We start from the raw sequence: 12,066 nt of genomic DNA, 5'->3' as shown, positions 1-12,066 counted from the left end.
CGTTAATGAATACAATGCCTTAAACTGTTTATTTAAAGTTTTAAGATCGGCATTGATAGATTGTCAATTGTTTGTTGTGATACGAAAGAATGATCGGCAAAGGTCTACGTCATTTAGGCTATTTAGATAATTTGCCTTTTCGGAGTCTTTATAGATTGTAGTTTTGACTTAATCTGCTCAAATCAGTATGTGTAAAATTAAAGCCAAAATTAAATTGACTAGGATAAATATATGAAAAAGCTCCTTGGACTGGTATTGGGCGTGACCGTTGGTTTAGCGGGCTGTTCTAAACCTGAAACACCTGCAACAGATGCAGCAAAAAGCGATACCACAAAAGAACACACGGTGGTGATGGCATCGACAGGTTCAGATGCCGATATTTGGCGTTTTATTGCCAGCTTGCCTGAAACCAAACAAGCCGGCATTAAGCTTGAAGTGAAAAACTTCACGGACTATGTCGCGATGAACAGCGCAGTGGCCAATAAAGAAGTCGATATCAATGCTTTTCAATCGTATGCTTATTTAGTGGCATTCAATGAATCGAACAAAGATAAAATTGCACCCGTTTCGACCACTTATCTTGAGCCAATGGGGATTTACTCAAGCAAAGTAAAAAAAGTGGAAGAGTTTAACAATGGTGCAACCGTTGCCATTCCAAATGATGCAGCCAATGAAGCACGTGCATTATTACTGCTTCAATCAGCAGGCGTGTTAAAACTTAAAGCGGACTTTAATCCTGCAACTGGCACACCTAACGATATTATTGAAAATGCCAAAAAAGTGGTGATTAAACCGATTCAAATGGCAACTGCAGTGCGCGTAAAAGATGAAGTCGATGCGATTGTATTGGGCAATACTTTGGCAATGGAAGGCGGATTAAATGTCCTAAAAGATTCTATTTATTACGAACCAGTTGATCAAAGCACCAAGTTAAATGTCAATATTTTAGCCACGGCTGAATCACGTAAAGATGATCCGATTTTACAAAAAGTTGGCGCGTTGTATCACACTGAAGCCGTCAACCAATATGTGCAAAAAAACTTTGGTGGCACTAAAATTGATGTGAATAAACCAATTACTTATTTAACCGCAACAAAATAAGCATATAATCCTTTTAACCAAACAGGCAAAGTGATTTGCCTGTTTTTTATTTCCCGCTTAGTTTCTGACGATATGATTGAATTTAAAAATATTTCAAAGCACTATCAGCTCAAAGGCCAAACCATACGCGCGCTGGATCAGATTAATTTAAAAATTCCAGCAGGCAGTATCTTTGGCATTATTGGTTATAGTGGCGCCGGTAAAAGTACGCTGATTCGCTTGATTAATTTACTCGAACGACCCGATCAAGGTCAGGTGATGATTAATCAAACGGATTTCACCGCTTTAGATGCGCGCTCATTACGTCAAGAACGTACAAATATTGGCATGATTTTTCAACATTTTAATTTATTGCAAACCAAAACGGTGGCCGCAAATATTGAAATGCCGTTGAAGCTTTTGGGCATACACAAAGCTGAACGTGAAAAACGGCTGAATGAATTACTGGATTTTATTGATCTAAAGCATAAAAAAGATGCCTTTCCAGATGAATTGTCCGGTGGACAAAAACAACGGGTCGGAATTGCGCGCGCGCTGGCCAATCATCCTAAAATTTTACTCTGTGATGAAGCCACCTCTGCACTTGATCCGCAAACCACCAAATCCGTTTTGGCCTTGTTAAAAAAAATCAATCAAGAACAAGGTATTACCATAGTCATGGTGACGCATGAGATGGATGTCATCGAAACGGTGTGTGACTATGTGGCAGTCATGGAACAAGGGCAAGTGATTGAAACGGGCTCAACACTGGATATTTTTAGTCAACCCAAGCATCCGACCACGAAAAACTTTATTCAAACCGTGTTGCAACAGCAATTGCCGGTAAGTATTCTAAAAAATCTTGAAAATCAAAATCGTCACAGTATTTATTGCCTACAATTTTTAGGTAAATCTGCGCAAGAAACCGTGGTACAAGCCGTGATTAAACAATTTGATATCAGTTTAAATATCTTATTTGCCAATATGACCGAAATTAATGGCACAGTGATTGGGCAAATGTTTATCCAGTTGCTCGGTGATCCAGCCACTATTCAACAGGCTATTGATTTTTTACAGCAAAGTGGCGTGCAAGTTGAACATTCGGAGCATCAAGTATGAGAGATTTCATCGTACGCTGGCTCACAGAGTTGACCGCCCCTTTTTGGCACAGTTCTTTATCGATTGACCAATTTGTTACCGCATTACAAGAAACCTTTCACATGGTGTTTTTCGCTATGCTGTTTGGTGGAATTTGGGGCTTTATTCAAGGTATTATTTTATTGGTAACGCGTCCAAGCGGCATACTGCCCAATCGTGCGGTTTATCATATTTTAAACCCGATTGTGAATGCGCTACGCTCCCTGCCCTTTATTATTTTATTGATCGCAGTCATTCCTTTGACCAAGCTTTTAGTCGGCACATCCATTGGAACGTGGGCTGCTATTGTGCCATTAACCATTTATATTGGCCCATACATGGGGCGCTTGATTGAAACCTCGCTCCTTGAAGTAAATGCTGGAATTGTAGAATCGGCACAAGCGATGGGCGCAAGTCCGCTACAGATTATTTTTAAATTTATTTTACCTGAATCGCGTAGCTCTTTAATTCTAAATCTCACTACTGCAACCATTAGCTTAATTGGTGCAACGGCGATGGCCGGTGCTGTCGGTGCAGGTGGTATTGGTGATTTGGCCATTTCATATGGCTATCAACGTTTTGATACCAGCGTGGTGATTTTAACCGTGATTGTCTTGTTAATCTTGGTTCAGATTGTACAGACTGCCGGTGAATGGCTGGCAAAATTAAGATAAAAGCTCAGCCCTCATCTGTGACTAAAATCCTCAAATTTGGGGATTTTATTTTTTATACTCGACAGCTAACACAGCAGCTCGCTTAAACAGTAACACGCTTAACCCTATACATATTCAACAGTCGCTGTATGATCAGCGCTGAATTTTGCCAATATTAAGCATCGCGCGATTCAGAGCATGCTAAAATAGCCGACGGTTTTTGTAAGGACTCATTTATGCACTTTGTTCATCTTGGTATACATACCGAATTTTCAATTACGGAATCGATCGTACGTATCCCGGATCTGATTAAAGCTGCGGTGAATGATGACATGCCCGCTTTGGCACTCACGGATTTATCCAACTTACATGCTGCGGTTAAATTTTATAAAAAATGTCTCGATCAAGGCATTAAGCCGATTTTAGGCAGCGTGATTCGCTTAAACAACGCAGAACAAAAAGTCACGTTACTGGCCATGAGCAATATCGGCTGGCGTAGCCTGACCGAATTGGTGTCACAAGGCTTTATTGAAGGCCAGCAATTGGATATTCCTTGCGTTCAAAAACAATGGGTGCTAGATCAAAATCAAGACATGATCGTGCTACTGGGTCTGCACAGTGATGTCGGTAAAATGCTGAATTCCTCCAATCCGCAAAAAGCTGAGCCTCTACTAGAAGAATGGATTGAGAAATTTGGTAATCGGGTTTATTTGGCATTAACCCGCACCGATCGACCAGATGAAGAATATTTTATTGCCGAAGCCATTAAACTGGCGCAAAAATACAATATTGGTGTCGTGGCGCATAACGATGTGCATTTTGTTGCAGCAACCGATTATGAAGCACATGAAGCACGTGTGTGTATTGCCGATGGCTATGTTCTGGGTGACAACCGTCGTCCACGTTCGTATAGCACGGAACAATATTTTAAAACTGCGACACAAATGACTGAATTATTTTCAGACATTCCCGCCGCCATTGAAAACAGCTACCACATTGCTAAACGGTGTAATGTCAGCTTACGTCTGGGTTTCAATGACCTTCCTGACTATCCGATTCCAGATGGTCACACCATTGATAGCTTCTTTGCGCATGTGTCTGAGCAAGGCTTAGAAGAGCGCTTAGACTTTCTGTATCCGGTTGAAAAACGCGATCAAGACTGGAGCGAAATTCGTAAAGTTTATGATGATCGTCTGGCCTATGAAATTGGCACCATCTTAGATATGGGCTTTCCGGGCTACTTCCTGATCGTGATGGACTTTATTCAATGGTCGAAAAGTAACGGTGTGCCGGTCGGTCCAGGTCGTGGTTCAGGTGCTGGCTCGTTGGTGGCTTATAGTCTTAAAATTACCGATCTTGACCCATTACGTTATGACCTGCTGTTTGAACGCTTCTTAAACCCAGAACGGGTTTCGATGCCCGACTTTGATATTGACTTTTGTATCGCCGGACGTGACCGCGTCATTGACTATGTAGCACGGCATTATGGCCGTGAAGCAGTGTCGCAAATTGCCACGTTTGGTACCATGGCAGCCAAAGGTGCGATTCGTGATGTGGCGCGGGTATTGGGCAAACCATATGGTCTGGCCGATCGTATTTCAAAAATGATCCCGACCAAACCAATTGGGGTCGATTTACGCGGTGCGCTCGATATCGAACCGCAGCTCAAAGATATTATTACCAATCCCTCCAATCCCGATCATGAAGATGCCGCTGAAATTTGGGAAATGGCGCTCAAGTTAGAAGGCATTACCCGTAACACCGGTAAGCATGCCGGTGGTGTGGTGATTGCACCGGGGAAAATCACTGACTATTCTGCGGTGATGTGTGATGCCGATGGCACTAACCGCGTGGCACAATTCGATAAAGATGACGTTGAATCTGCGGGGTTGGTGAAATTCGACTTCTTGGGTCTGCGTAACTTAACCGTGATTGAAGATGCCATTCAAAATATTAATAAACGCATTGGCCCAGATCAAGCGGTTGATATTGTGCATATCCCACTGGATGATCCCAAAGCCTATTTAATTTTTGCTGAAGCCAACACCACTGCCGTATTCCAGTTTGAATCCGTCGGCATGAAAAAAATGCTCAAAGAAGCACGACCAAGTAAATTTGAAGAGATTATTGCTTTCGTATCACTGTATCGTCCGGGGCCGATGGATCTTATTCCTGACTTTATTCATCGTATGCATGGCGGTGAATTTGAATATCTGCATCCCTTACTTGAAGGGGTTTTAGAACCGACCTACGGCATTATGGTTTATCAAGAACAGGTGATGCAGGCGGCGCAGTACTGTGCCGGTTATACACTGGGCGGCGCAGACATGCTACGCCGTGCGATGGGTAAAAAGAAACCCGAAGAAATGGTCAAACAGCGCCAAATCTTTATTGAAGGGGCCGCAGAAAAAGAGATTGATGAAGCCACCGCCAATCATATCTTTGACTACATGGAAAAATTTGCCGGTTATGGGTTTAACAAATCGCATGCCGCAGCCTATGCCCTGATTGCCTATCAAACTGCATGGCTTAAAGCCTATTATCCTGCTGAATTTATGGCAGCGGTACTTACTTCAGAGATGCAGAACACCGACAGTGTGGTGTTTTTAATTGATGACTGCCGTAGCAATCAATTAGAAGTGGTTCCGCCCTCAATCAATATGTCATTTTATAAATTCCATGCCAGCGATGAAAAAACCATTGTCTATGGTTTGGGTGCGATTAAAGGCGTCGGTGAGCAAGCCATGCAATCGGTGATTGATTCGCGTGTGCAAGATGGGCCTTATACTGATTTATTTGATTTTTGCCATCGTATTGATCTGAAAAAAATCAATAAACGAACTTTAGAAGCACTGATTCGTTCTGGCGCTTTAGACTGTTTAGGTATTGATCGGGCCAGTATTATGGCGCAACTGCCTGAAGCGGTTCAGGCAGCTGATCAAGCACGGCATAACCGTGAAACCGGAATCATGGATTTGTTTGGTGAGGTTGAAGAAGTACAACGTAAACCGCTGAAACCGGTAAAAGCATGGTCAGACGAAGTTCGCCTGAAGGGTGAAAAAGACACGCTTGGCTTGTATTTAACCGGACATCCAATTGATGTCTATCGCACCGAATTAAAATCCTTTATCTCTGTACGCATTAATGAACTTACGCCAACACGGCGCGGCGTCACCACCGTCTTTGCCGGACTGGTTTTGGATGTGGTTAACTTTCCCAACCGGATGATGGTCACCTTAGATGACGGCACAGCACGCATTGAAGTGTCTGCCAACCATGAACGCTTCCAACGCTTTAAAGAGATAATTCAAGTCGATCGTGTGGTGGTGATCGAAGGTGAAATCTATGAACGTGAAGGTTATGATCGTCCTATGGGGCGTTTGACCAAAGCATTTAGCTTAAATGAGATTCGTCAAAAACGTGCCAACAGTATTCAAATTAAACTATTACCTGAGCACTTCAGCCCATCACTCAGTCAAGATTTGCAAAAAATTCTGCTGCCGTTTTGCGATGTCGATATGTGTAATCACATTCCACTACAACTGCACATTGACTATGCCTATGCCAGTGCAGAAGTACATTTGGGCTTAAACTGGAAGGTTGCACCGCAAGATGCCTTGTTGGCACAATTACGCGACTACTTTGGTAAAGAAGTCATTCATATTGAATATCAGGTGAAATCCAAAGCCGCCAAAGCAGTCCAGTATACTCAGCCCACAAAAATTGTGGCTCCGCCGAGTGGGATGAGTATGGATGAGGCGATGGATTCCTATCAGGCTGAAGTACAACAATATTCTTAATTTTTAAATTTTTACCTTCAAATTGGATATCTTATGAGTCAAGTTGACAATGCGGTGGTTTCAGCGCATCTCTCCCATGTGCGTATCGTCATGGTCAATACCACTTTACCGGCCAATATCGGCAGTGCTTTACGCGCCATGAAAACCATGGGCCTGTCTAAGTTGGTGTTGGTTGCACCCAAGACCTATCCACATCCAGACATCAATGCATTAGCGGCCGGTGCTGCGGACTTAATCGATCAGATTGAAATTGTGGCCCGTTTAGAAGATGCCATTCAAGACTGCCAGTTGGTGTTTGGAACCAGTGCGCGTAGCCGTACAATTCCTTGGCCATTACTGGATGCCCGTCCAGCCGCGGAAAAATCATTGCATGCCGTGGTTAAACAGCAACAAGAAATTGCGATTGTCTTTGGCCGTGAAGATCGTGGCTTAACCAATGAAGAATTGGCCATGGCCAACTACCATGTCACCATTCCCGTCAATGACGATTACGGTGTATTAAATGTTGCACAAGCCATTCAGGTGATTTGTTATGAGATGCGTATGGCAGCGCTGCAACTGATTGAACAACCCCAAGACACGCAAGCAACCATGCAAGTGACTGACAGCCAAAGCATGCAGTGGGATGAGCCATTGGTCACTCATGATCAAATGCAGCAGTTTTACCCGCATCTTGAAAAAATGTTGGCAGAAATTGAATTTATGGACCCAAAAAATCCAAGATTACTGCCTTTACGCTTGCGTCGTTTATTCGGACGTATACAATTAGACACTATGGAATATCATTTATTACGTGGCATATTTACGCGAGTACAAGCGATGAATAATGGTACGTGGAAAAAAACCACAGACAAAACAACAGGTTCTTAAGAGGATCAACCTAATGCTTAAACAGCTCAAAGAAGACATACAAGCTGTATTCGCGCGCGATCCTGCAGCTCGAAATACTTTAGAAGTTTTAACCACGTATCCGGGCATTCATGCGCTGATCATGCACCGTATTGCCCACGAACTGTGGAAAAAAGAGTGTAAAGGCTCTGCTCGTTTACTGTCTTCTTTTAGCCGCTTTACCACTGGAATTGAAATTCATCCGGGGGCAAAAATTGGTCATCGCTTTTTCATTGACCATGGCATGGGTGTGGTGATTGGAGAAACTGCTGAAATTGGTGATGATGTCACGCTATATCATGGGGTTACGCTTGGTGGTACCACATGGAATAAAGGCAAACGTCATCCCACATTAGAAGACGGCGTCGTGGTCGGTGCAGGGGCTAAAATTTTAGGTCCTTTTACCGTCGGTAAAAACTCCAAAGTGGGTTCCAATGCCGTGGTGACCAAAGAAGTACCGGCCAACACCACAGCGGTGGGCAATCCTGCGCGCTTTATTACCAAAGATAAGCCGAAGAATGATGAAGAAGCACGTCGTCGTGATTACGCACAAAGCATAGGTTTTCAGCCTTATGCCACTACGCAAGATCAGGCCGATCCCATTTTAGATGGCATGCGTGTCTTGCTCGATCGTATTCAACTCAATGAAAAACGCATGAATACCTTATGCCAGCGTTTATCGTTACTCGATCCGTCCTTTAAAAAACCGCAACAAAATGAGCAGCCATTTAGCATGGAAGAGCTACAAATTTTTGAAGATATACGCCGTGAATGTGAAGCACAAAGTAGCCAATCCAAAGCCTAATGCGCTGGTTTAAATATTAACATGCCTTAACTTGCATGTTCCTTAGAGTTTTTTTAGACTGAAGAACATGCTTAGAAATTAATTCTAAATTAAATAAATGGATGTCCCTATGACCCTTAAGCCTTTGGCATGTGCATTGCTAACAATGTCTTTGCTTTCTGCCTGTAGCACCACACCGATTGAAGATAAAAAACCAATCACTCCAATTATTTTCACCGAACCGGATATCACGCCTCCATTTTATGCGCTTAATCCATTTAATTATGATGCACCGCCTCCATTTGAAATTGAATTACAAAAAGCAGCTGCACAGCCTGTAACCAAAATGCAAGTCAATCTGGCCAGTGATCCAAGTAACAAAAAAACGTTAGATGTAAATAAACTGATTATACCGACCATCAACAGTAAACAGCGTAATGTGAAATATGCGGTACTGGCCGGTGAAAATGAAATTGATGTCACCGAAATTGATGACTTTTTACAATTGGTCGAAGGTAAAGCACGTCACTACCCGCCTCGTTTTACTGAACGCCAAGAACGTAAAGGTTTTGAAACCAAGCTCAAAGAACTGACTCAACATTTAGATACTTTGGCCGCAGCAGACAATGCTTCTTTCGATGTGCTGATTCGCGCCTTTAAAGCCAGCGTCATGGCGCGTAACCTTGACTTGGGTTCAGTGTATACCACCAAGTCTTTGACCTATGCACAGCGCATTTTAAAAATCAATCAAGATGATGCCGAAGCCAATTTCTGGTTTGGTTTTGGTTTATCCGAAGGTGGTGGTCAACGTGAAGCCATTCCTTATTTAGACAAAGCAATGAAAGCTGGCGTGCAAGAGGCTTATCTGTCTGCTGCCAATAACTACATTGCGATGGAACAGAAGAAAAACGCGATTCAAACCTTAAAAAATTATAAAATTAAATATCCGCAAGAAGCTGAAGTCACGGATCGTTTAATTGAAGAAATTGAAAAACAAGGCCGCTGGAACGTGTGGCAAATTCTGAGTGCACCTAAAGCCTCTTAATGAATTTGTTGAGTCAGTATTTAAAATAGACCGTCTAGTACGGTCTATTTTTATTTGAATAAATGGAAAATGAAAAAAATTATCGTATGATGAATAAAATTCAAATAAATACTCAGTGTAGATGACCTTTATGCCAAAACAGATATATCACGTGCTCTTTACCGTGCTGTTGGGGAGCACTCTCCTCAGCGGCTGTCAAATTGTCAGTATCAAAAAGCAAGCCCTAAATGTCACCATTGCCAATGAACGCGAAAGCATCCTTACCCGCAACAAGTTAAGTGAAGCCAGTCTCAATGTACTGTCCATGACCGGACGTGAAGCCAAAATTTGCTCTGATGAGCCTGAACAATGTATCCAAGAATTACAGCAAATTCCGCAAGTTCAAGACGAACAATTTTTATCTACTGCCAGTGAAGTTTATTTGGCCAAAGCCTTAACCTTTGAAGGGTCAGCCGATTGTAAGGTCAACATTTTAACTGGTACAAAGTCTGAGGAAAAACAAAAACTTCAGCAAGCCAGTTATGATAAATGTCTTGATCAACAATTGTATATGCTGGATAAAAGTATTCGCTACAGCTATGCCTATATGTTTAAGACTGAACGTGGCCCGCAGGATCGTATTTTTGACAACAGACAAGTCCAAATTCGTGACTTTTATAACTTAGCCATCGCCAAATTGGTTTCAGCCTATGCGCTGCGCCATAAACCGGAGCAAGTTTCACCTCAGATTAAAGTCGGGAAGAGTATCTATAGTATTAATTTCGACTACTATCCACAGCTTAAACAACAAAAAATTGAACAGTTAATCTCAAGTTATAATCTGAATTTTTCAGGTTTACGCTCGATTAACCGCCGTGATGGTTTTGGTTCCGAATTTGTTGTGGTTTTACCGCAAACCCAAGACGATTTAGGCCAAGATAAAAGTAAATATATTATCGATCCTTTAAATTTTAGCTATAAAAATGGCGTAAATCCAAACATTCATCAAGCACGCTACTTGGCGGCCACCCTGACTGCTCAGCCAAAGTCTGCCACCAGTATTGAAGATATTTTAACCAACGCTGAGTTTGAACTGAAAGCCTTCGATCCTTATAAATATGAAAAAGTTGTGATGGCGAATAAGACCTATCCTTTGGCCGGCAACTTTTCAACGCCTTATGGCTTGTGGTTGGCACAAAATAATCTAGGCAAAGCGGCTTATTTAACCTTGATCGATCGTGATGATCATCTGATTATGCCGCATCTGTATATGTTAGAACCGTATAATCCGAATAAAAAAGTTATCGTTTTGGTGCATGGTTTGGCCAGCAGTCCAGAGGCATGGATTCGTCTGACCAACGATATTATGGGGGATACGGTGCTGCGAGAGAATTTTCAAGTTTGGCAGGTGTTTTATTCAACCAATATGCCCATTATTGAAAGTCGTTTTCAGATCTATGCCCTTCTTACGCAGGCTTTTTCTCAAATCGACAACAAAGCAGCCGCCAAAAAAGATGCCGTATTGGTCGGTCATAGTATGGGCGGTATTATTGCCCGATTATTGGTGAGCGATGCCGATGTGACCCAAGAAGCCTTATCGCTAATGAACAATCGTCAGCTGAATAAATATAAAAATTTACCGATTGTCTCGCAGCGCTTAGTGATTAAGGATATTCCTAACTTTACGCGCGCGATTTTCTTGGCCACTCCTCATAAAGGCACAGAATTTGCTGATCGCTGGTTTACCAAAGCTGCGCGTAAGATTATTCGTTTACCCGGTGCATTTTTCTCTGCCATTGGCGATAGCTTACAAAGTCAGGATATTGATGTAAAAGAGGTTCTGTCGCAAATCGATCCCGGTTTTATTCAAAATGGGCCAAGTGATTTAAGTTACCAATCTAAGTTTATGGAACTAACGCATGATATTCAGCCACGTAAAGGTTTAATATTTCACTCCATCATCGGCAATAAGAGCAACAGTGATAACCTCAATATCATCAGTGATGATGTTGTGGCCTATAAGAGTGCGCATTTAGAGGGTGCAGCCTCAGAAAAAATCATTAAAGGTGGTCATTCTATTCAAGAAACGCCTGAAGCCATTTTAGAGCTGCGCCGTATCTTGCGTTTGCATTTAACCCAATTGGGTTTACGTCAACCTTAAGCCACGTCAATACCTGCTTCACATTTAGTCGGTCCTGTTTGATATAAAAGCAGGATCGACTTTTTTAATGCAAAATTGATATAGATTGTCAGTCAGTATATCGCTTGGTTTGATTGTGCTTTTCTCGATTATTGAGCAATTATTGCAAAGCATTTTTCTCAACTGGCACAAATTTGCTAAGATAAGCCTGTGTAATGACGCTGAGCAATTATAGAGAATTATTTTTGCCCACGCTTTACAAGCAATATCGCTTTAAGCAGTTTCAGTATTTTTTATGCACTGGACTGTATTGCAGATCAAAATCGATGCCAAAGCAGCCCGATTCTTTTTAACGCGCTAGATATCTTCAAATATTTAAGGATTTTACCCACATGAGTTATCCGGAAATCATGGCTGATTTTTCTACATTAACCCCCATGATGCAGCAATATTTAACCATAAAAATGCAGCATCCGCATTCACTGATGTTTTATCGTATGGGTGACTTCTACGAATTATTTTTTGATGATGCCCACAAAGCTGCAAAATTATTGGGCATT

The 12,066-nt window shown here is 42.1% G+C and carries 9 protein-coding genes; all 9 read left to right on the top strand.

The annotated features are described in order from the left end of the window. The first annotated feature begins 231 nt into the window (after positions 1-231). On the top strand, positions 232-1,101 hold the full coding sequence (locus tag SE27_RS06625; RefSeq protein WP_039621932.1) for a MetQ/NlpA family ABC transporter substrate-binding protein: 870 nt from the start codon (positions 232-234) through the stop codon (positions 1,099-1,101). 72 nt (positions 1,102-1,173) lie between these two features. Beyond that, the gene (locus SE27_RS06620; protein ID WP_039621930.1) at positions 1,174-2,199 is read left to right on the top strand and encodes a methionine ABC transporter ATP-binding protein; all 1,026 of its coding nucleotides are present in this window, start codon (positions 1,174-1,176) and stop codon (positions 2,197-2,199) included. Further along, positions 2,196-2,891: a methionine ABC transporter permease gene (locus tag SE27_RS06615; RefSeq protein WP_039621927.1), complete on the top strand. Its 696-nt coding sequence runs from the start codon at positions 2,196-2,198 to the stop codon at positions 2,889-2,891. The genes SE27_RS06620 and SE27_RS06615 overlap by 4 nt, the downstream gene beginning before the upstream one ends. A gap of 215 nt (positions 2,892-3,106) precedes the next feature. Then, on the top strand, positions 3,107-6,670 hold the full coding sequence (gene dnaE, locus SE27_RS06610) for a DNA polymerase III subunit alpha (protein ID WP_039621925.1): 3,564 nt from the start codon (positions 3,107-3,109) through the stop codon (positions 6,668-6,670). 33 nt (positions 6,671-6,703) lie between these two features. Continuing rightward, positions 6,704-7,540: an RNA methyltransferase gene (locus tag SE27_RS06605; protein ID WP_039621923.1), complete on the top strand. Its 837-nt coding sequence runs from the start codon at positions 6,704-6,706 to the stop codon at positions 7,538-7,540. 13 nt (positions 7,541-7,553) lie between these two features. After that, positions 7,554-8,363, top strand: a complete 810-nt coding sequence (gene cysE, locus SE27_RS06600) for a serine O-acetyltransferase (protein ID WP_039621921.1) — start codon at positions 7,554-7,556, stop codon at positions 8,361-8,363. A gap of 109 nt (positions 8,364-8,472) precedes the next feature. Beyond that, positions 8,473-9,387, top strand: coding sequence for an ABUW_2363 family tetratricopeptide repeat lipoprotein (locus SE27_RS06595; protein ID WP_039621919.1), 915 nt, complete (start codon positions 8,473-8,475; stop codon positions 9,385-9,387). Between the two features lie 130 nt (positions 9,388-9,517). Continuing rightward, the gene (locus tag SE27_RS06590; RefSeq protein ID WP_039623857.1) at positions 9,518-11,527 is read left to right on the top strand and encodes an esterase/lipase family protein; all 2,010 of its coding nucleotides are present in this window, start codon (positions 9,518-9,520) and stop codon (positions 11,525-11,527) included. A 371-nt stretch (positions 11,528-11,898) separates the two neighbouring features. After that, positions 11,899-12,066 (top strand): MutS N-terminal domain-containing protein (locus tag SE27_RS14435; RefSeq protein ID WP_455549991.1); only part of this gene is annotated, 168 nt, incomplete at its 3' end.

Origin of the sequence: Acinetobacter harbinensis (assembly GCF_000816495.1) — a bacterium.
In the GTDB taxonomy this organism is placed as follows: Bacteria; Pseudomonadota; Gammaproteobacteria; order Pseudomonadales; family Moraxellaceae; genus Acinetobacter; species Acinetobacter harbinensis.
This window is presented reverse-complemented; position numbering and strand designations above follow the sequence as displayed.

Bases quoted from the DNA above. Each gene is read 5' to 3' on its own strand.
- SE27_RS06625 (WP_039621932.1), top strand. From the start codon at position 232: ATGAAAAAGCTCCTTGGACTGGTATTGGGCGTGACCGTTGGTTTAGCG.
- SE27_RS06620 (WP_039621930.1), top strand. From the start codon at position 1,174: ATGATTGAATTTAAAAATATTTCAAAGCACTATCAGCTCAAAGGCCAA.
- SE27_RS06615 (WP_039621927.1), top strand. From the start codon at position 2,196: ATGAGAGATTTCATCGTACGCTGGCTCACAGAGTTGACCGCCCCTTTT.
- dnaE (WP_039621925.1), top strand. From the start codon at position 3,107: ATGCACTTTGTTCATCTTGGTATACATACCGAATTTTCAATTACGGAA.
- SE27_RS06605 (WP_039621923.1), top strand. From the start codon at position 6,704: ATGAGTCAAGTTGACAATGCGGTGGTTTCAGCGCATCTCTCCCATGTG.
- cysE (WP_039621921.1), top strand. From the start codon at position 7,554: ATGCTTAAACAGCTCAAAGAAGACATACAAGCTGTATTCGCGCGCGAT.
- SE27_RS06595 (WP_039621919.1), top strand. From the start codon at position 8,473: ATGACCCTTAAGCCTTTGGCATGTGCATTGCTAACAATGTCTTTGCTT.
- SE27_RS06590 (WP_039623857.1), top strand. From the start codon at position 9,518: ATGCCAAAACAGATATATCACGTGCTCTTTACCGTGCTGTTGGGGAGC.